Source organism: Neisseria sp. P0006.S004, from assembly GCF_051963015.1.
Classification (GTDB): Bacteria; Pseudomonadota; Gammaproteobacteria; order Burkholderiales; family Neisseriaceae; genus Neisseria.
The window spans coordinates 167,569-187,863 of the sequence record NZ_JBQCUS010000002.1 but is presented as its reverse complement, the minus strand read 5'-3'; the positions used below and the strand labels follow the sequence as shown (position 1 = coordinate 187,863).

General features: G+C 43.7%; 16 protein-coding genes. 9 read left to right on the top strand and 7 right to left on the bottom strand.

Features of this window, described 5'->3' with window-relative positions; genetic code table 11:
• Window positions 1-29 precede the first annotated feature (29 nt).
• From ACTHR2_RS03835 to ACTHR2_RS03820, 4 genes are read right to left on the bottom strand one after another with little or no spacing between them, the layout of a single operon-like run.
• The gene (locus ACTHR2_RS03835) at window positions 30-680 is read right to left on the bottom strand and encodes an ABC transporter ATP-binding protein (protein ID WP_003747991.1); all 651 of its coding nucleotides are present in this window, start codon (window positions 678-680) and stop codon (window positions 30-32) included.
• The gene (locus tag ACTHR2_RS03830) at window positions 677-1,474 is read right to left on the bottom strand and encodes an ABC transporter permease (RefSeq protein ID WP_263339856.1); all 798 of its coding nucleotides are present in this window, start codon (window positions 1,472-1,474) and stop codon (window positions 677-679) included. The genes ACTHR2_RS03835 and ACTHR2_RS03830 overlap by 4 nt, the downstream gene beginning before the upstream one ends.
• Window positions 1,474-2,643, bottom strand: a complete 1,170-nt coding sequence (locus ACTHR2_RS03825) for a capsule biosynthesis protein (protein WP_107857811.1) — start codon at window positions 2,641-2,643, stop codon at window positions 1,474-1,476. The genes ACTHR2_RS03830 and ACTHR2_RS03825 overlap by 1 nt, the downstream gene beginning before the upstream one ends.
• 11 nt (window positions 2,644-2,654) lie before the next feature.
• Window positions 2,655-3,833 carry a polysaccharide biosynthesis/export family protein gene (locus tag ACTHR2_RS03820; protein ID WP_263339849.1) on the bottom strand — a complete coding sequence of 393 codons (1,179 nt, stop codon included), beginning with the start codon at window positions 3,831-3,833 and terminating at the stop codon, window positions 2,655-2,657.
• A 498-nt stretch (window positions 3,834-4,331) separates the two neighbouring features.
• Between ACTHR2_RS03820 and ACTHR2_RS03815 the strand changes: the two genes are divergently transcribed.
• The gene (locus tag ACTHR2_RS03815) at window positions 4,332-4,775 is read left to right on the top strand and encodes a hypothetical protein (protein WP_263339846.1); all 444 of its coding nucleotides are present in this window, start codon (window positions 4,332-4,334) and stop codon (window positions 4,773-4,775) included.
• Between the two features lie 17 nt (window positions 4,776-4,792).
• A complete protein-coding gene (locus tag ACTHR2_RS03810; RefSeq protein ID WP_440375373.1) occupies window positions 4,793-8,482 on the top strand; it encodes a CDP-glycerol glycerophosphotransferase family protein in 3,690 nt (1,229 codons plus the stop codon).
• Between the two features lie 101 nt (window positions 8,483-8,583).
• On the opposite strand, the gene ACTHR2_RS03805 is transcribed toward ACTHR2_RS03810, so the two are convergent.
• The 3 genes from ACTHR2_RS03805 to ACTHR2_RS03795 are packed head-to-tail and all read right to left on the bottom strand — an operon-like array spanning window position 8,584 to window position 11,632.
• A complete protein-coding gene (locus ACTHR2_RS03805; RefSeq protein WP_263339837.1) occupies window positions 8,584-9,957 on the bottom strand; it encodes an XcbB/CpsF family capsular polysaccharide biosynthesis protein in 1,374 nt (457 codons plus the stop codon).
• 2 nt (window positions 9,958-9,959) lie between these two features.
• Window positions 9,960-11,399: an AMP-binding protein gene (locus tag ACTHR2_RS03800; RefSeq protein ID WP_263339834.1), complete on the bottom strand. Its 1,440-nt coding sequence runs from the start codon at window positions 11,397-11,399 to the stop codon at window positions 9,960-9,962.
• A gap of 2 nt (window positions 11,400-11,401) precedes the next feature.
• Window positions 11,402-11,632 carry an acyl carrier protein gene (locus ACTHR2_RS03795; RefSeq protein ID WP_003747973.1) on the bottom strand — a complete coding sequence of 77 codons (231 nt, stop codon included), beginning with the start codon at window positions 11,630-11,632 and terminating at the stop codon, window positions 11,402-11,404.
• 221 nt (window positions 11,633-11,853) lie between these two features.
• On the opposite strand from ACTHR2_RS03795, the gene galE reads away from it, so the two are divergent.
• The 7 genes from galE to ACTHR2_RS03760 all read left to right on the top strand — a co-directional run bounded on the left by galE (window position 11,854) and on the right by ACTHR2_RS03760 (window position 20,232).
• Complete coding sequence (gene galE / locus ACTHR2_RS03790; RefSeq protein WP_263339828.1) at window positions 11,854-12,870, top strand: UDP-glucose 4-epimerase GalE; 1,017 nt, start codon at window positions 11,854-11,856, stop codon at window positions 12,868-12,870.
• Window positions 12,871-12,986: 116 nt separating this feature from the next.
• Complete coding sequence (gene rfbB, locus ACTHR2_RS03785) at window positions 12,987-14,054, top strand: dTDP-glucose 4,6-dehydratase (RefSeq protein ID WP_263339825.1); 1,068 nt, start codon at window positions 12,987-12,989, stop codon at window positions 14,052-14,054.
• Between the two features lie 73 nt (window positions 14,055-14,127).
• Entirely contained in the window at window positions 14,128-14,994 is an 867-nt protein-coding gene (gene rfbA / locus ACTHR2_RS03780) for a glucose-1-phosphate thymidylyltransferase RfbA (RefSeq protein WP_263339820.1), read from the top strand.
• A 53-nt stretch (window positions 14,995-15,047) separates the two neighbouring features.
• A complete protein-coding gene (gene rfbC, locus ACTHR2_RS03775; RefSeq protein WP_440375435.1) occupies window positions 15,048-15,590 on the top strand; it encodes a dTDP-4-dehydrorhamnose 3,5-epimerase in 543 nt (180 codons plus the stop codon).
• A gap of 55 nt (window positions 15,591-15,645) precedes the next feature.
• Window positions 15,646-16,767 (top strand): stealth family protein, encoded by a 1,122-nt coding sequence (locus tag ACTHR2_RS03770; RefSeq protein ID WP_263339817.1) that lies wholly within the window; start codon window positions 15,646-15,648, stop codon window positions 16,765-16,767.
• A 44-nt stretch (window positions 16,768-16,811) separates the two neighbouring features.
• The gene (locus ACTHR2_RS03765; RefSeq protein ID WP_263339814.1) at window positions 16,812-18,836 is read left to right on the top strand and encodes a capsular polysaccharide biosynthesis protein; all 2,025 of its coding nucleotides are present in this window, start codon (window positions 16,812-16,814) and stop codon (window positions 18,834-18,836) included.
• Between the two features lie 136 nt (window positions 18,837-18,972).
• Window positions 18,973-20,232 (top strand): capsule biosynthesis protein, encoded by a 1,260-nt coding sequence (locus ACTHR2_RS03760; RefSeq protein ID WP_263339809.1) that lies wholly within the window; start codon window positions 18,973-18,975, stop codon window positions 20,230-20,232.
• Window positions 20,233-20,295: the final 63 nt, after the last annotated feature.

Below are 20,295 nucleotides of genomic sequence, written 5' to 3'. Positions count from 1 at the left end.
TCAGACGGCCTGATTTAAAAACAATCGCTTTAAGGCAGCGAATTATAATATTCGTAGGCTTTGTCCATATCTTCAAACTGGTACATATGCCCTTTTTCCAGCACCATCGCATTATCGCAATATTGCTTCATGGCGCTGTGGCTGTGCGACACCAAGATGATGGAACGGTCTTTGCGCTTTTCAAACAACTCGTACTTACATTTATCGGCAAAGCGCGAGTCGCCAACTGCAATCACTTCGTCAATCAGATAGCAGTCAAACTCTACCGCCAACGACAAAGCAAATGCCAAACGCGCCTTCATACCTGAAGAATAACGCTTAACCGGCTCGTAAAGATACTGACCCAGCTCGGAAAACTCTTCGGTAAAGTTCTTCACATAATCGATATCGACATTGTAAATCCGACAGATGAAACGCAAATTGTCCATACCGGTCAGACTACCTTGAAACGCACCGGAGAATGCCAAAGGCCAAGAAATACTCATCGTCCGCTTGATTTCGCCCGTGGTCGGCGGCTCAACGCCACTGATCAAACGGATGAGCGTCGATTTACCTGCACCGTTGCGGCCGAGAATACCGATTTTCTCGCCCTTCTCCATTTTGAAGTTGATATCGTGCAAGACTGTCCGCCAACCTTGGCGGGTCAGATACCGTTTGGAAACGTGTTCAACTGAAATCATTGCGGCTCAACCCCTTTGCTGAATCTCGCCACCATCGCCAAACCAAGCAGCAGCAAAACTAAATTACACAACAAAATATACCAAGGATTTTCGTAAGTCGTGACGCTGTTACCAAAATATCCGGCACGGAACATTTCTGTACCATGCACCATCGGAAGCATTAATACATAATGTTGCAACTGCTGAGGCAGGTTGTGTACGAAGAAAAACACGCCGGACAAAGGCATCATCACAAAACTGATGGTACTCCAAACCTTGCCAAATGGCTCAAAGTGAAACGCCACCGAACAGATGACCAGCCCCAATCCAACGGCAAACATTGCCATCAAAAGCCAAGCCAACAACATATAGAAAATATCTGCCGGTACATCAATCCAGCCGATGACGACCAATGCAAACATAATCACGACCTGCGCAATCGTAGCACCGGCAATCTCCAACAACATACGCGCAAAAATGGTATCTAAAACGCGTACATTTCGGTGATACAGCAGGCTTGTGTTGGCAGAAATCGAACCGATGGCACGATTGGAAGCATTACGCCACATCATCATCATCGGATAGCCTGTCAGCGTGAAAGCCACGATATTCAAAGCCGACACGTTGTTCATGCGGAAGAATTTCCACATCAACACCATAACCAAAGTCAGCAGCAAAGGTTCGACAAACAACCACAAAAAACCAATGTTATTACGACCGTAGCGAGTAATAATTTCACGCATTAAGAGTGCGCCGATTACCCTTTTTTGGATAAGCAGCGACTCCAAAAACGATGTTTTATGTAGCTCTTTCATCAGTTTTTATGCTCACGGATACTTGCAGACAGCAACACAGCTATGCCATAGACAATCAAACCGATGACAAACGTTGCCACGATGTTGTACAGACGGTTTGGCTCATGCGCCAAGTCAGGTTTGTTCGGCTGGGAAATCACTTCCAAATACAATTGCTGACGATCTGCTTCCGCTTTTGCACTTTCCAAAGAAGTCATCGCCGCAGCCAATTGTTTCTCGGCCAATTCGTTTTCCAAATACACGCGCTGATATTCCGCCGCCTGATTGGACAACGAACCCTCGCCACCGCCGGAAATCGCTTTCATTTGTTGCGAGATTTCTTTACGCAAGCTCTTCTCGCGCGCAATCAAACCTGGAATTTGCGGGTTTTCAGGCGTAACGGCTTTTACCTGGTCAAGCTGGGTTTGAATGACAATCAACTCGTCCTGCAATTTAGACACCAAACCCATTTGCACATCGGATTGCGCCTTCAAGTCGAAAATACCGTTGGACACACGGAATTTTGTCAATTGGGCAGAAGCTTCTTTAACTTGCTCTTCAGCCGAATTGACCACTTCCTGAGCATAACGAATCGTATCCTGACGCGCACGCTCGTTCAGCTGGTTAATTAATACCTCACCCTGTTTGAGCAAAGCATCATTAATCTTTTGAGATTCACCGGCATTGAACGATGTAACGCTCAAATTGGAAATGCCTGAGACAGAGTCAAAATGGATAGATACCTTATCGCGGTAGTATTGATAAAACGCCTCATCCTCGCCACGCAGGCCAAAACCATTAAAACGGCTGAAAATATCGCCTTCTTTTTCATAAAAATCACGAACGGGCATTTTCTTACGCAACGCGTCCAAAGCCGAACGCGACTGCATATATTCCTGCACGGTATAAATATCGTCTTGCGCACGAGAGAAACCAGACCCCTGCAAAATAGCGCCCAAGCCGTTCAAAGACGATTGGCTTTTAGGAGAACGCACCACAAAGCTGGACTGGGATGTGAACTGATCAGAAGCAAATAGTCCGTAATACACACCGGAACACAAAGTCGGCACGATAACCGTTACCCAAAGCAACGGATTAATCTTACGCAACCAAGACTTTTTGGCCTTTTTCTTTTCGGGAGCCGGTTGTTCCGGTTTCACATCCACATTTGCAGAAACTTGCTCAGACATTATTTTCCCCATTAGTTCACTAAATTATTAATACTGTTCGCACCGCTAACCACAGGCGAGAACACAAATGACAAGAACTTGCGTACTTCAGCCATCGGCGCATTCGATACGTACACCACGTCCTTATCCTTCACAGGGAAACGCTGCATCCAAAACATAGAATTCGCATCTGCCAGGTTCAGACGGTAGACCACAGGAATCTCCGCACGATCGCCATAACCCTTTTCAACCCATTTGGATTGTTTTTCCGGAGGCAGCTCGGACAAAGGCGCATAGCGGAATACAAATACGCCGCGCGCATCTGCACGATAATCCTGCAAACCGCCCATACGTCCCACAGCCTCAGCCAAAGACAAGCCCTTCACAGAGAAACCAATCTGCTGCGTATGACCGACCGCACCCATAGACGTAAACGTGCTTGGATTAGTAATCATTGTGACTACGTCACCGCGGCGCAACAAAATATTTTGACGCGGATGCGCCACCAAATCTTCCAAAGCAATCGTTCTCACAACATTACCGCGTGTCAGCTGTACGTTCGTATCCTGAACATTCGCAGTCGAACCGCCCACGGCAGCCACCGCATCCAACACACGCTCGCCTGCAGCCGTCAAAGGCATACGCACACTGTTACCCGCGCGGATAACCGATACATTAGCCGCATTGTTTTGCACCATGCGCACCATTACCTGCGGCTGGTTCGCCATTTTTTTCAGACGGCCTTTAATAATGTTTTGCACCTGAACCGGTGTTTTACCAAGGACAGACACATCGCCGATAAATGGCACAGAAATCGTACCTGAAGAGCTGACCATCTGTTCTGGCAGCTTAGTTTGCTGCGCATTACCCGAACCGGTAGACGACAAAGCCCCACCGAACAACACAGCCGGAGGAGCTTCCCAAATCGTAATGTCCAGCACATCGCCTATATTGATAGCCCCTATTGATGATGTACCATCACCCAACTGAGCAAATGACTGATTAACTTGCGCTTGATATAGTGACTGAGCCACCGCACCATTCACATCAATCAATTCCACCTCCGGCACTTCGGCCATAGCCGGCTGTTGCCCCAAAGCAACAACATTTCGCGTACTCGGACCAGAATTAGGAAGAGAAGAGCATGCGGCCAACAGGCTGACACACAACAATAACATGCCCCTGCGGGTAAGACATTCTGCTTTCAACATTGATTAAATCTCACTATACTTTTAATTAAGCACAGCCATTATAACACCTGATGGAATATTAGGCCGTCTGAAAACCTGACATAAGTATCAAAAACATCACATTACAGCGAATACCGTCATGAGAAAACTTAAAAAACTGATTCGACAACCAGGTGTATTCTTCCGCAACTATCTCAACAAAAGATGCTCTGTCCGCAACGCTGAACAGCGTGCAACAGAGCATGACAAACTTATTGTTATCGAAAACAGTCTGACCAGCTCAATTCCGTCAACTATCCCAACGTCAGCATAATAGATCACGGTCAAATCATTGACCCGTAATACCTACCCACCTTCAATTCTCATGTAATCTAAGCACACCTGCACAACATTCCCAATCTAAATGAATACTTCATCTATTTTAACGACAATATATTTACTGTTCTCCCCCTTACCGAAGGAACCTTTCACACCAACGGAATTGCTTCTCTTTTTATTACAGACAAAAGCCTAAAACAAATGTCCAAAAAAGAAACCGATACGCCAACTCATTCTGCTTCAAAAACTGTATTATACTATTACAATTACCATATTGACTGTCCGCTTATATTCTTCTGTTTAAAAGCAGCTGTGAATTTGTTTGGTGACACTACCTACCGTACTGAGATTAAAGCCTTTTTATCCAACTATTTTTCCAACCACGATCTGAATTTTGCCACCTTCCTCGTCCCTTATGTAGATGTTTTTTTAAACATGCAATCCACAGTAGGTAATGAAATATGTTATTATTTTAATAGCCGCTCCAACAAAGCGCCTACCCAATATATCAAGCTCTTGGAAAATAAAAAAATTGGGCAGCAGCCACACTCTTTTTGTGCCAACGATTTTCACAGCCAGCAACAGATTGAAAACTACCAGGACAAACTGATTCAAATGCTAGAAAATTACTTCAAAACCAAATAAAAATAAAAGGTCAAAAAATGAACAATAAAAAATTTCGGAAGCTCTTACGAGACCCTAAACTCTTTTTTCGCGACATGTATGCCAAACGTGTAATGAAACTCAAAAAATACCTTCCCTTAAAATACGAAGGTAGCAACCAATTTACAATTGTTTCGGCAGTTTATAACGTCGAAAAATACCTTGATGACTATTTTGACAGTATCGTCAAACAAAGCTTAAACTTCAAAAAACACATTCAAATTATTCTAGTAGATGATGGATCAACCGACCATTCGGCAGAAATCATCAAACGATGGCAAACCAAGTTTCCAAAAAATATCCATTATTTTTACAAAGAAAACGGTGGTCAGGCCTCGGCACGTAATTTGGGGTTGCAACATACACAAACTGAATGGGTAGTATTTACTGACCCTGACGATTATCTTCACCCCGACTACTTCAAATCAGTAGATACCCAGATTAGCCAACATCCGTCGGCAGTAACCGTAGCTACTAATATGAAGTTTTTCCTTGAAAATCAAAATGCTATTAATGACAGCCATCCTTTAAGATTCCGTTTTGACAAAACCCATGTTATTGATGTTGCTAAGCTCGATAAATTTATCAATATGTCAGCTGCCTCCACCTTTTTCAGAGTCAGTTATATTAAAAAACAAAACTTGATGTTTGACCACAATGTCAAGCCAAACTTCGAAGATGGCAAATTTATTGCAGACTATTTATTAGATTTACAGAACGCAAAAGCTGTGTTTGATAAAGATGCTGTCTACTTCTATCGCAAACGTGAAAGCGGCACATCCACTTTAGATACTTCTTGGCAAAAAGTGGAAAAGTTTTCTAATGTTTTTGAGTATGGCTTCTTGCCTATGCTCCAAAACTATAAAAACCGCTTAGGGCATGTACCATCTTCAATACAAAAAACCGCATTATACGATATGGCATGGTATATCCAACAATTGCTTAATAGACCTGAGCGTCTAGATTTGCTGAATGCCAAACAAAAATCACATTTTTATGATCTAATGCAGCAGGTTTTCAATTATATTGATGAAAAAAATATTATGGAATTTGGCTTAGCAGGAGTATGGCTATTCCATAAGGTTGGTATGCTTGGAATGTTCAAACAGAGCGATCCACCATTCCAAATCGCCTATATTGAAAACATTGATCGTGAACGCAAGCAGTTTCTTATCAGCTATTTTACCTATTTCGACCAGCCATATTCTGTACAGGCTGATGGGCGTGATCTTGTCCCCGCCTATGCAAAAAACGTGGTCAATAAGCTAAATGAACAATTATTTGTTTACGAAAAACGTTTGTGGGTTCCCTATGGTGACGTTTCAGACAACGCCAAAATTAATATCCTACTCAACAAAAAAGCAATGCGGATTTCGATTAAAGGTAAAACCTTTATGCGCGGTATCTCATTAAATGAACTTACTGGTTTATTTACACCATCTGAGAAATACCTTTCAGATGGCAGCTGGCTCTTGATGGACAGGGAAACCAAAGCCGATGATAATGCCGAGCATTTCTATCGTTATATGATGCAGAACCACCCCGAACAAACTTGCTATTTCGTACTCAACAGAACTGCCCCAGACTGGAACCGTCTCAAACAGGAAGGCTTCAATCTTATAGAATTTGGTGGTAGCGAATATAAACGACGTTTACGTAAAGCTGAAAAAATCATTTCCAGCCACTTAGAAAAACACATTAACAATTATTTTGGGGATTTATACGAACACAGCAAAAAATTTGTCTTTCTCCAGCACGGAGTAACTAAAGACAATCTTTCCGCATGGACAAATAGCAAACAAAACCTACACTGTTTCATCACCACCACTGAGCCAGAAAGTCACTCGATTAAGGCTGATTTCAATACCTACAAACTGACCGAAAAAGAAGTAGCACTAACTGGATTTCCACGCTACGACTCCTTACTATCAAAAAATAAGCCCGACAGTCGCAAGATCCTGATTATGCCAACTTGGCGCAATAACATTGTCGGTCAAAATATCGGTACAGGTAGCAATACTCGTACGCTCAACAGTGCTTTTATGGAAACTGACTATGCCCGTTACTGGCAGGCCCTGCTTCACGACCAGCGCCTGAAGGAAATGGCAGAAACCTACGGCTACGAAGTAATTTTTGCACCACACCCAAATATCGAGCCCTATTTGGAAGTAATGAATGTCCCTACCTATATAAAAATCTGGAGTGGACTGCGTGAAACTGAAAGTATTCAGTATCTTTTCGGACGTTGCGCCGTATTGATTACTGACTACTCATCAGTAGCATTCGACATGGCCTATCTGAATAAGGCAATTATTTACTATCAATTTGATAAAGAAGCCTTCTTTTCAGGTACGCACACCTATCAAAAAGGCTATTTTTCTTACGAAACTGACGGATTTGGCCCTATTACCATCAATCAGCATGAAACGCTGGCTGAATTAGAAAGCATTTTAAAATCAGGACATGCCAAACCCGAATATCTTGCTCGCATCCGCGATACTTTCCCCTTTCAGGAAGGTGGCAACTGCGAACGCGTGTATCAAGCTATTACTGCTCTTGACCATGCCGAAACCGCTGACAATCTGCCGATTTTAATCAATATGATTGAGCAAGCAGAGAATCATCAAGTATGGGACTTGGCAGCAACCCGTATCCAAACTCTGCTTGATACAGGCCGTCTGAATGCGGAAGAAACAGCTGATTATCGCCATCGTTATCTGAACGCTTTATTTGAGAGCAAACAGTTTGATACTTTGCAAAACCTGTTACCTGATTATCCCGATACCGCAGGTTACTGGCATGCGAAAATGGACTTATATATCGGTAATGCTGTTAAAGGGGCGGAATTTTTTGCTGAAAACAAGCATATAGGAACGCAAAATGATTTACTTATCTCATTGCTTGCATCCTCATTTCACCAAGCAAAAAGGCCGTATGAAAAACTGTTTGCCCGGATAGGTACAGACTTACCCGACTCATATCAACCTTTGTTGACCGTAGCACAAAAGTTATCGGAGCAGAATTATTTTGTAGCATTGGCTTTACTGAGAATGTATATTGATAGCTTGGATGATCGCCAAAAAGGCTATCTAAAACCCGAGCTGTTGGCTTCTTACCTCTGCATGAAACTTGGCAACTTACAAGGCGCGCATCAGTATTTGGTTGCTTTTGAAAAGCACACAAAAAACGACCCAAGTTGTCGTATTGCCATTGCAAGACTTGCAAAATTACGTGGTGACTCTGAAAAATTATTTACCCAGCTTAACCGTGCCTTTGAAGAAAACCTACTCTTAATTCCTGAAGATTTAACAGTCGATTATCTGAAAAAAATGTACGCTACCGGCAACACTGACGGCGAAGGATATCTATTGGCTCAACTGCGCCAAAAATATCCTGAGAATCCGTCTTTGGCCTTGTATGAAGCTGAAAAACTTGCCCAAAACCAAGATTGGGAGTCTGTCACCAAAATATTGGCTGATTTTGCACAAACCTCACCGGAAACAATGTATCTTTATACAACTGCTTTATGCCGTCTGAAAAACCATCAGGCAGCACAACGTTATTTTGACAGCCTCTCTCTACAAGACACAGCAGCATATTGGAAACTGGCAGCCGAAATAGCTGAAGCTAAAGATGACAAAGTATTGCAGGCTAAATGTCTGAAAAAACAATTGGCTTGTTTAAAGTAATTTTGTGTTATCTTAAAAAAGGCCACCTGAAAACTTTTATGTTTTCAGACGGCCTTTACTGTTAATACACTAATCAAGCTACCATATATCTACTTCATATTTTAATTCAGATTAATGTCCGAATCAGTGATATGGATGTCCAACAGCAAATTATTAATAATGGTATGTATTAAAAATGAAGCATTACTTGGGAAATCAGTATGTTTCTGGATCTTCTCAAAATCAAATTCATATAATACGATTGCAGGCAAAGATCGTTTAAATTCTTTAATATCTTGATAAAACTCAGAAACCTTAGCAGAGGAGATAACCACTTGATTCTCAAAATTATGATTGATTTTGGTAGGTAGTTCTTTAAATGTTTCCATAATCGGTTTGCGGATTGAATATAAATACACAGGATCCTTCCCATTATAGTAATTATTATGATTACCTAAAAAAGGATCAATAGCAAAAGTTTTATACCCACCAATCAATCCATGATAGATAGCACTAGTACCTCCTGAAGAGAATCCTGAGAGTATTACATTTTCCTTTTCTATTCCATAAATATTCATTAGACTCTTGATAAACCGCTGAATATTATCTTCAATATTTTCATCAAACTTAGTATTTAAACCATGACTACCAAATGCACCTGCTATATCAGTTACACGGATAATATAGGTATTAGGCATAATATTGTTAGCAATAAATGGAAATGGATGACTATAATACCTATCTAGCATATTTTCATTATTTTTATGCGTATATGAAAATAATATTAATAAGTTCTTCTTATTAGCGTTAATAGATTTAGGTGCTTCAACAGTATAAAGTACATTTTCCAACTCATGGAAAGAGTCTGAGAAATAGGCTAAAAGATCTTTATAGCTGTGCTTGTTCACACGACGGAACACACTTACACCCATTTTGTGTTCAACAGCTAAAAAACCTTTATTATTTAGCTCATAAACATAATTACTTAAACCATGTTTCCGAGCATAGGTTAGGAAAAACTCATTACTGTCGCCTTTGACACCAATGTATTCAACTTCCGGCTTATCCAAATACTCGGCTAAATTAATGCCTTTATTTTTTTCAACATTCAGGATGTAGCACAGTTCGCTGCCAAGATAAATGGAAGTAACTTCTAAAATCTCACTAAATTTATCCTCAATTTTTACCCAATCAGCTTCAGCAAATTTAAAAGACAATACTGTCTTTTCCTGATTAACCGATTGCGGGTAACTTCCATAAATTTCTGAAATATATTTCAGAAATTTTGGAAAAATAGAAATTTTAGAAACCTTGCTCTTATTACGCTCAATAAAGTTAAAAGATTGTCCTGATGTCGAATAGCTGATGCTGACAAAATAGTCATTCAACAGAAAATCGAACACTATACTTTGATCTTCATAAATCCAAGCGTTAACCTTTTGAGGATTAATCTTGGTTTTTTGTAAGATATTTTTCTGAATTTGATATAAATCCATTTTTATAAACCTCGCTGATATTTTTCCAACAATGCTTTTTTGTCGGTTTTGTGGTTGGTGCTGACTGGAATTTCATCAATGTAAATAAATTCAGACGGCATCATGTAAGACGGTAAATTTTGTACTAATGCGTCTTTGATCGCCTGAGTATCGGCACTTTGCTTGGCTGTATAGAAACACACCAAACGCAATACTGCGCCTGTGTTGCGTTTCAAAGCCACTACTGCCACATTATCAAAGGCAAATTCCTTAAGGTTAAGGATTTTTTCTTCAATTTCTGAAAGTTCGATACGGTAGCCATTGAGCTTAATCTGCTCGTCTTTACGGCCTTGTACATAGAACAATCCATTTCTTTCAAAACCGTAGTCACCTGTTTTATAAGTGCGGTTATCTGCACTGTGTACTACTAAGCGTTTGGCATTTTCAGTTTCGTTGTTCAGATAGCCACGCATCACATGATTGCCACTAATCCAAATCTCTTCGTCAACAATCTCTAATTTGGAATTAAGCACGGCAACGCCTACAGGCAACTCTTCTTCTGCCGCCAGCATATCAGATGTAATATCAACGTAAGTTGTTGCTACAGTAGCTTCAGTCGGACCATAGGTATTGATAACGCGGACACCGGGAAATTTTTGAAAAATCATATTTACTACTGGTTTGCCAAGTTTTTCGCCACAGAACAAAAATTCTTTCAAACTCGGTAAAGTAGCCTGACTGCATTTAGGGTTAAGCAGCTGCTGCATGGCAAAAGAAGGCGTGGAAACCCAAGTAGTAATTTGTTGTTTGGCCAAAAAATCAATCCAGGTGGCAGGATTAGAAATAGCATCACGACTGTTCATGACAATGCAACCACCGTAAGCCAAGTTGCCAAAGATTTCGTACATTGACAAATCAAACGCAAACGGAGCCTGATTCATGAATACATTAGGTGCGGCTAAATTAAGCTGCTCTTTCATCCATTTCATCAGGTTAAACACGGCTTCACGACCGATTTGCACACCCTTAGGTGCGCCGGTTGTTCCTGAAGTAAACATGATGTAAGCCAAATCTTTTTCAGCCAGCTCTACTTCTTCGTCAGTCTGCTTTTCAAAAGTTTGCGTTGCCGAACGGTATACAAAGCGTGCTTTCGACAGTTGGCAGATATTGTTCAGACGGCTTTCAGGATAAATACTATCCACCGGAATAAAAGGGATTTTGTTTAATAAGCAGGCATAAATTGCCACTGCAAAATCAATTTCTTTATGGCCGTGCAACACCAGAGGAATGTTTTTGGTAATATCTGCTATGCTTTTGTAAGCCTTGATAAATGTGGCTATTTTTACACGCAACTCTTCCCAAGAACATTCCTGAGTATCATTAACTAACGCTTTTCCCGAAGTTTGGTTGAAACGGTATTCCAAAAAATCATCAAGATTTTGGAACTCATTTAATTGTTTCATGATTAGCCTTTATAATTATTCTCAACATATTGAATAATATTGGCAGAGTTTGCCAAAATATCAACCAGTTGCTCAAACGGCAAATCAACATCAAATTTTTGTTTGATGGCCATAACCAAATCCATTGCGCTCACAGAATCAATAAGTCCCGTAGACAACAATTCTTCATTTGCTGACACTTGTTTTTGTGCAACTTGTGAAATCAACGCCAAAACTTCATTAGATACTGACATGGTAAGATCCTTTTATTAAAATTGAAATGATAACGCTTTGCACCCTGTGCATAACACTGTGATTATCCCATATTTTTTTACTTTTCAGGTAACTAAATATACAATATACAAATGAAGCAATCCCTCTTTGACAACACTTACACCAGGTCATCTGAAAGCGTTTGTATTTTCAGCCAACCGGTTTCACGACTTCCAAACACAATTTTAATTAAGGAAAACCAATGACTATTCTTATCACCGGCGGTACTGGCTTCATCGGTTCCCATACCGTTGTTTCCCTGCTGAAATCAGGCTTTAATGCCGTGATTTTGGACAATTTATGCAATTCGTCTGCCAACATCCTCCCGCGCTTGGAAAAGATTACCGGTAAGTCTGTGCCTTTTTACCAAGGGGATATCCGTGATCGTGAAGTGTTGCGTCAAATCTTTACAGAACACGATATTGATGCCGTCATTCATTTTGCCGGCTTGAAGGCAGTCGGTGAAAGCGTGGCCGAGCCAATGAAATACTATGACAACAATGTGTCGGGCAGCTTGGTTTTGGCTGAAGAAATGGCGCGTGCCGGTGTATTTAAGATTGTGTTCAGCTCATCAGCTACGGTTTACGGCGATCCGGGCAAAGTGCCTTATACGGAAGATATGCAACCGGGAGATACGACCAGCCCTTACGGCACGTCGAAGTCTATGGTGGAGCGCATTTTGACGGATATCCAAAAGGCCGATCCGCGTTGGAGCGTAATTTTGTTGCGCTATTTCAACCCTATTGGCGCGCATGAAAGCGGTTTGATCGGCGAGCAGCCAAACGGTATACCAAACAATCTGCTGCCTTATATCTGCCAAGTGGCTTCAGGCAAGCTGCCGCAATTGTCGGTTTTCGGCGACGACTACCCTACTCCCGATGGTACGGGTATGCGCGACTATATCCATGTGATGGATTTGGCGGAAGGCCATGTGGCGGCAATGCAGGCGAAAAGTGATGTTTCGGGCGTACACCTGTTTAATTTGGGTTCGGGACGTGCTTATTCGGTATTGGAAATCATCCGTGCCTTTGAGGCAGCCTCCGGCTTGACTATTCCGTTTCAAATCAAACCGCGTCGCGATGGCGATTTGGCCTGTTTCTACGCCGACCCTGCCTACACCAAAGCGCAGACCGGTTGGGAAACCAAGCGTGATTTGGCGCAGATGATGGAAGACTCATGGCGTTGGGTCAGCAACAACCCAAATGGCTACGACGATTAAGTTGACCTGATACAGGCCGTCTGAAAGAGATGTTTTCAGACGGCCTCTTTATCTGAAAAACACACTTTCTGTCTGCTATAATCCGTTTATATTTTTTTGGCTATCCTCTGAAATTTATGAAAAAAATCCTTGTTACCGGCGGCGCGGGCTTTATCGGTTCTGCCGTTGTCCGTCATATTATCCAAAACACCCAAGACTCTGTCGTCAATGTCGATAAGCTGACTTATGCCGGCAATTTGGAATCTTTGACCGAGGTAGCCAATAATCCTCGCTATGCTTTTGAGCAAGTGGATATTTGCGACCGCACAGAACTCGACCGCGTATTCGCACAACACCAGCCTGATGCCGTGATGCACTTGGCTGCGGAAAGTCATGTAGACCGCTCTATCGATTCGGCAGGCGAGTTTATCCAAACCAATATCGTCGGCACATTCAATCTGCTTGAAGCGGCACGCGCCTACTGGCAACAAATGCCGTCTGAAAAGCGCGAAGCCTTCCGCTTCCACCATATTTCCACCGACGAAGTCTATGGCGATTTGCATGGCACGGACGATTTGTTTACCGAAACCACGCCCTACGCGCCGTCCAGCCCCTACTCTGCTTCTAAAGCGTCCAGCGACCACCTCGTCCGCGCATGGCTGCGTACTTACGGCTTGCCGACCATCGTAACCAACTGCTCCAACAACTACGGACCTTACCACTTCCCGGAAAAACTCATTCCTTTGATAATTCTGAACGCGCTCGACGGCAAACCGTTGCCTGTTTACGGCGACGGAATGCAAATTCGCGACTGGCTGTTTGTCGAAGACCACGCGCGCGCGCTGTATCAGGTTGTTACCGAGGGTGTTGTCGGCGAGACCTACAATATCGGCGGCCACAATGAAAAAGCCAATATTGAAGTTGTCAAAACCATCTGCGCCCTGCTGGAAGAGCTTGTTCCTGAAAAACCGGCCGGTGTGGCGCGTTATGAAGATTTGATTACTTTCGTACAAGACCGCCCCGGCCATGACGTGCGCTACGCCATCGACGCCGCCAAAATTGGCAGGGAGCTGGGCTGGAAACCGCAGGAAACATTTGAATCCGGCATCCGCAAAACAGTGCAATGGTATTTGGACAACAAAACCTGGTGGCAAAACGTATTGAACGGTAGCTACCGTTTGGAACGTTTAGGCACCGGAAAATAAGTTTTCAGACGGCCTGTTCCCATATTAGGCCGTCTGAAAATCACGCAAACACAAACTACTCAGGAGAAAACCCATGAAAGGCATTATCCTCGCCGGCGGCAGCGGCACTCGCCTCTACCCCATCACGCGCGGCGTATCCAAACAACTGCTGCCCGTGTACGACAAGCCCATGATTTACTATCCCCTGTCCGTATTGATGCTGGCAGGAATCCGCGATATTTTGGTCATTACCACGCCCGAAGACAACGCCTCTTTCAAACGCCTGCTCGGCAACGGCAGCGATTTCGGCATTTCCATTAGCTATGCCGTACAACCCAGTCCGGACGGCTTGGCACAGGCATTTATCATCGGCGAAGAATTTATCGGCAATGACAATGTTTGCTTGGTTTTGGGCGACAATATTTTCTACGGCCAATCATTTACGCAAACATTGAAACAGGCCGCCGCCAAGACCCACGGCGCAACCGTATTCGGCTATCAAGTCAAAGACCCCGAACGTTTCGGCGTGGTTGAATTTGACGAAAACTTCAACGCCCTATCTATCGAAGAGAAACCGCAACAGCCCAAATCCGATTGGGCGGTAACCGGCTTGTACTTCTACGACCAACGCGTCGTCGAGTTCGCCAAACAAATCAAACCGTCCGCCCGCGGCGAATTGGAAATTTCCGACCTCAACCAAATGTATTTGGAAGACGGTTCATTGTCAGTGCAACTTTTGGGACGCGGTTTTGCATGGTTGGACACCGGCACTCACGAGAGCCTGCACGAAGCCGCTTCATTCGTCCAAACCGTGCAAAACATCCAAGACCTGCAAATCGCCTGCCTGGAAGAAATCGCTTGGCGCAACGGTTGGCTTTCCGATGAAAAACTGGAAGAGCTGGCGCACCCGATGGCAAAAAACCAATACGGCCAATATTTGCTGCGCCTGTTGAAAAAATAATGTTTGAGGCCGTCTGAAACTTTTCAGACGGCCTTTAGATGAAAGATAAAACGATGAACATCATTGATACCGCCATTCCCGACGTAAAACTGCTTGAGCCCCAAGTCTTCGGCGACTCGCGCGGCTTTTTTATGGAAACTTTCCGCGACGAGTGGTTCAAAACCCAAGTCTGCGACCGCACCTTCGTGCAGGAAAACCATTCCAAATCCAGCAAAGGCGTATTGCGCGGCCTGCACTATCAAACTGAAAACACACAAGGCAAACTCGTACGCGTGGTTGTCGGCGAAGTATTCGACGTGGCCGTCGATATGCGTAAAGACTCCCCCACTTTCGGCAAATGGGTAGGCGAGATCCTGTCCGCAGAAAACAAACGCCAACTGTGGGTACCCGAAGGTTTCGCACATGGATTCTATGTACTGAGCGATGAAGCCGAGTTCGTCTATAAATGCACAGACTATTACAACCCCAAAGCTGAACACTCGCTGATTTGGAATGATCCGACCGTCGGCATCGACTGGCCGTTGCAAGGCGAGCCAAACCTGTCGCCTAAAGACTTGGCAGGCAAAGTATTGGCCGAAGCGGTAACGTTTGAATAACTTCAAAACATAACAGAATCAACTGTTTATATTTTGTAGTATTAGAAAGTTTCAAATGAATTTAAATAAAATTAGAAAATTTTTTAGAGAACCCCATATCTTCTTTAGGGATTTTCTAAATAAACGCTTTCCTCCTTATAATGTAGAACAGCCTATTCCTGAAACTGAAGAATTCACTCTGATCAATGCAGATGCCAATCTTGCATCACTCACAGAAAACGTTTTGCCAAACTTTCCCATCGATGTTGTTTTTACTTGGGTCGACAATACCGATAAAGCATGGCAAGAACAGTTTTACCGTACCCTGCAGCCCGTCGATCAGGAAGATATCGGCCTGTATGCGACCGACCCTGCCCGCTTTTCCAACCATAATGAACTTTTTTATTCAGTACAGGCCGTACAGAAGTTTATGCCGTGGGTCCGCAATATTTTTATTGTAACGGCGGATCAAAAACCTAAATGGTTAGATGAAAACACCCATTCTAAAATTAAATTAATCAATCATTCGCAAATTATTGATGCCAAATACTTACCAACGTTCAATTCCCACGTCATTGAAGCAAACTTATATAAAATTCCAGATTTAAGTGAACATTTTATTTATTTCAATGATGATGTTTTTGTTGCAAGACCACTGACGCCTAACCACTTTTTTGAAAATAATGGCTTGGCTTCCCTATTTGTTGCCAATAAAAGTCTGCAAAAAATGTATCAACGAGGATTAATTACGCCAACGTTAACTGCATCAGAACATGCTCTTATACTCTTAAAAAAATATTATCCAAACATTAATATTGATACACCTTTAGTACATACCTATATTCCACTAAGAAAGACATCCTTTGAAAAGGCATGGTTATTATTTGAAGATGAAATAAATTCTTTCCTAAATAACAAGGTTCGCCATAATTCTGAACTTAATATGGCCAGTTTCTTGGTACCCTGGTTGATGTACCTTGACGGATACGCTACACCAAAACGTGAAATTTGCTACTATTTCAACATACGCAGTTCACACGCCCAGACTCAATATAAGAAATTGTTATTCAAGAAGAAATACCTTCATATGCCCCACTCCTTCTGCATTAATGATCCAAACAGTAATAATGCTGAAAAAGACTATGCCCTACATTTCCGTAATTTTATGGATACTTACTTTGAAATAGAGGCAGAATAAATTTTTACATTAATGATATTTGATAGATAACATAATAATTTAAAATGATTTTTTCAACATTCGGCCTATTTAAACAACGTCTCTTGCTAACCAAATTTTTAGACAAAATTTCAACGGATAAGACCGTATTATTTTGGGGCAAGAAACATCCCAAACGTAGAAAATTAGCACATATCTTAAGATTGCCCCTGCTCAATCTTGAGGACAGCTTTTTGCGATCGCTCGGACTGGGTGTCGCCGGCTATCCTCCCTATTCCATCGTCTATGACGATATCGGCATCTACTACGACACCACCCGTCCTTCGCGTTTGGAACAACTGATTCTTGCCGCCGATACTATGCCGTCTGAAACCTTGGCTCAGGCGCGACAGGCGATGGATTTCATCCTGCGACACCACCTGTCCAAATACAACCACGCGCCCGAACTTTCAGACAATCATCCTTTACGTTCCCTATCCAAACCCGAAACCGTCCTCATCATCGACCAAACCTTCGGCGATATGGCCATCCAATATGGCGGTGCAGATGCCTCTACGTTTGAACTGATGTTTCAGACGGCCTTGAATGAAAACCCGCAAGCCGATATCTGGGTAAAAACCCATCCCGATGTTTTGTGCGGCAAAAAACAAGGCTATCTGACCCAGCTTGCGCAGCAACACCGTGTCCATCTTTTGGCAGAAGACATCAATCCGATTTCTTTGTTGCAAAACGTCGATAAAGTTTATTGCGTTACCTCGCAAATGGGCTTTGAGGCGCTTTTGTGCGGCAAACCACTGACCACCTTCGGCCTGCCGTGGTATGCCGGATGGGGCGTGAGCGACGACCGCCATCCAAAAATCAACCGCCTTGTTCAAACCCAACGCCGCGCCCCCCGCAACTTGCTGCAGCTCTTCGCCGCAGCCTATCTGCAATACAGCCGCTACCTCAACCCCAATACCGGCGAAGCAGGCAGCCTCTTTGATGTCATCGACTATCTGGCGACGGTCAAACGCAAAAACGACAAATTGCGTGGCGAGTTGTATTGCGTCGGCATGTCTTTATGGAAACGCGCGGTTGCCAAACCGTTCTTTAACGTACCCTCATGCCGTCTGAAATTTATCTCTTCCACCCAAAAACTGGCCGGGGTCAAACTGTACGACGATGCACGCATCCTTGCTTGGGGCAACGGCAAAGAGGCCATCGTCCGTTTTGCCGAACAACACAATATCCCCCTGTTGCGCATGGAAGACGGCTTTATCCGCTCGGTCGGGCTTGGTTCTAATTTAGTGCCGCCGCTGTCGCTCGTTACCGACGATATGGGCATTTATTTCAACGCCGAAACCCCGTCCCGTCTTGAATACATCCTACAAAACCAAAACTTCGACGATCAAGACTTTCAGACGGCCTTGAAGCTGCAAAAAATGCTGACCGAAAACCGTATCAGCAAATACAACGTCGGCAGCTCGGACTTCACCGCCCCGTCAACCGACAAAACCGTAATCCTCGTTCCCGGTCAGGTTGAAGATGACGCGTCTATCCGCTACGGTTCGCCCCAAATCTACCGCAATCTGGATCTGCTCCGTACCGTACGCGAACGCAATCCCGATGCCTATATCATCTACAAACCGCATCCCGATGTAGTCAGCGGTAACCGTATCGGCCAGATTTCTCCTGAAGATGCTGCACGATATGCCGACCAAACCGCCGAACAAGCCGATATCCTGACCTGTCTCCAATACGCAGACGAAGTACATACCATGACTTCGCTGACCGGTTTTGAAGCCTTGTTGCGCGGCAAAAAAGTCAGCTGCTACGGCCTGCCTTTCTATGCAGGCTGGGGGCTTACCCAAGATCTGCTCCCTATTCCGCGCCGCAGCCGCAGGCTTGAGCTTTGGCAGCTGATTGCCGGCACGCTCATCCACTACCCCGACTATATCCACCCCGAAACCCATCAGGCCATCAATGCGGAAACCGCTGCCCAAATCCTGATACGACAAAAAAATATGCAAAAAAACAACAACGGATTACATCGCGGGTACTTTGCTAAAAAATTAGGTAAAATCAAACAACTATATCGATCTTTCAAATAAACACCATCAAAGTTAACAATTCGTCATAAACCAGCTTCAATTGCGGCATCATTGCTTTTGCATCGTTAATTCTCTTGGCGTATGCTTGAAAGTTCAACCTAAAACTATTACATAAAAAACAAAACCACATTGCGACATGAAACAGACCGTCCTCAAAAACAACCTGCAAAACCTGCTTGAAAGCGCAGAAAATATCCTGCTGCTTCAAGGACCTGTCGGCAATTTTTTTCTGCGTCTTGCCAATTGGCTGACTGAAAATGGCAAAACTGTACATAAATTCAACTTTAATGCAGGCGACGACTATTTTTATCCGCCCACTCAAGCGCATACCGTTGTTTTTAACGACAGCTACGATGCCTTTCCTGAATTTTTGCAAGAATACATCGCTCAACATCACATCCAGGCGGTTGTCTGCTTTGGCGACACACGCCCTTATCACGTCATTGCAAAACGCATTGCAAACGAAAACCAAGTCGGTTTCTGGGCGTTTGAAGAAGGCTATTTCCGCCCCTACTACATCACCTTAGAAAAAGACGGCGTCAACGCATTTTCCCCGTTACCGCGCCGTGCCGACTTTTTTTTGGAACAATTCCCCAAGCTGGCCCAGCAAGAATACAAAGCGCCAACGCCGGTACGCGGCGGGTTTACGCCTATGGCCAAAAATGCCGTCCGTTACTATATCGAATTGTTCCGCAATCCGAACAAGTACCCGAACTACATCCACCACCGCGCATCCAATGCCGGCCATTACCTCAAACTGTGGTCGATCTCCATCCTCAAGCGTTTGAACTACTATATTGAAGACATCCAAATCGCTAAACGCGTGGAGGCGGGCAAATACGGCAAGTTTTTTATTGTTCCCTTACAGGTATTCAACGATAGCCAAGTCCGCATCCATTGCGACTTTTCCAGCGTCCGCAGCTTCCTGCTCCATGTTTTGGCCTCCTTTGCCGCGCACGCGCCTACCGATACCAACCTCATCATCAAGCATCATCCGATGGACCGCGGCTTTATCGACTACTCGCGCGACATCAAACGTTTTATCAAAAAACACCCCAAACTCAAAGGCCGTATCACTTACGTCCATGATGTCCCCCTGCCCGTTTTCCTGCGTCACGGCCTTGGCATGGTTACCATCAACAGCACCAGCGGCCTGTCCGGATTGATCCACAACATGCCTGTCAAAGTCCTCGGCCGTGCCTATTATGATATTCCCGGCATTACTGACCAAAATACCTTGGCAGAATTTTGGAATCATCCGACACCGCCTGACAAAGAGCTGTTCCATGCCTACCGTATGTACCACCTCAACGTGACCCAAATTAACGGCAACTTCTATAGTCAGGTGTTTTTCCCCAACAAAAGCACCTCCGACTCTTCTACACCGACAACCTGACTTAGCGAAAGAAAAGTTCAGGCCGTCTGAAAACATTTCAGACGGCCTAAAACAATCAATACA

What these genes read in the sequence shown, in the direction of transcription:
- ACTHR2_RS03770 (WP_263339817.1), top strand. Translation starts at nt 15,646, where the DNA reads ATGAATTTAAATAAAATTAGAAAATTTTTTAGAGAACCCCATATCTTC.
- ACTHR2_RS03815 (WP_263339846.1), top strand. Translation starts at nt 4,332, where the DNA reads ATGTCCAAAAAAGAAACCGATACGCCAACTCATTCTGCTTCAAAAACT.
- ACTHR2_RS03805 (WP_263339837.1), bottom strand. Translation starts at nt 9,957, where the DNA reads ATGGATTTATATCAAATTCAGAAAAATATCTTACAAAAAACCAAGATT.
- rfbB (WP_263339825.1), top strand. Translation starts at nt 12,987, where the DNA reads ATGAAAAAAATCCTTGTTACCGGCGGCGCGGGCTTTATCGGTTCTGCC.
- ACTHR2_RS03795 (WP_003747973.1), bottom strand. Translation starts at nt 11,632, where the DNA reads ATGTCAGTATCTAATGAAGTTTTGGCGTTGATTTCACAAGTTGCACAA.
- ACTHR2_RS03760 (WP_263339809.1), top strand. Translation starts at nt 18,973, where the DNA reads ATGAAACAGACCGTCCTCAAAAACAACCTGCAAAACCTGCTTGAAAGC.
- galE (WP_263339828.1), top strand. Translation starts at nt 11,854, where the DNA reads ATGACTATTCTTATCACCGGCGGTACTGGCTTCATCGGTTCCCATACC.
- ACTHR2_RS03825 (WP_107857811.1), bottom strand. Translation starts at nt 2,643, where the DNA reads ATGTCTGAGCAAGTTTCTGCAAATGTGGATGTGAAACCGGAACAACCG.
- ACTHR2_RS03835 (WP_003747991.1), bottom strand. Translation starts at nt 680, where the DNA reads ATGATTTCAGTTGAACACGTTTCCAAACGGTATCTGACCCGCCAAGGT.
- ACTHR2_RS03820 (WP_263339849.1), bottom strand. Translation starts at nt 3,833, where the DNA reads ATGTTGAAAGCAGAATGTCTTACCCGCAGGGGCATGTTATTGTTGTGT.
- rfbC (WP_440375435.1), top strand. Translation starts at nt 15,048, where the DNA reads ATGAACATCATTGATACCGCCATTCCCGACGTAAAACTGCTTGAGCCC.
- ACTHR2_RS03765 (WP_263339814.1), top strand. Translation starts at nt 16,812, where the DNA reads ATGATTTTTTCAACATTCGGCCTATTTAAACAACGTCTCTTGCTAACC.
- ACTHR2_RS03810 (WP_440375373.1), top strand. Translation starts at nt 4,793, where the DNA reads ATGAACAATAAAAAATTTCGGAAGCTCTTACGAGACCCTAAACTCTTT.
- ACTHR2_RS03800 (WP_263339834.1), bottom strand. Translation starts at nt 11,399, where the DNA reads ATGAAACAATTAAATGAGTTCCAAAATCTTGATGATTTTTTGGAATAC.
- rfbA (WP_263339820.1), top strand. Translation starts at nt 14,128, where the DNA reads ATGAAAGGCATTATCCTCGCCGGCGGCAGCGGCACTCGCCTCTACCCC.
- ACTHR2_RS03830 (WP_263339856.1), bottom strand. Translation starts at nt 1,474, where the DNA reads ATGAAAGAGCTACATAAAACATCGTTTTTGGAGTCGCTGCTTATCCAA.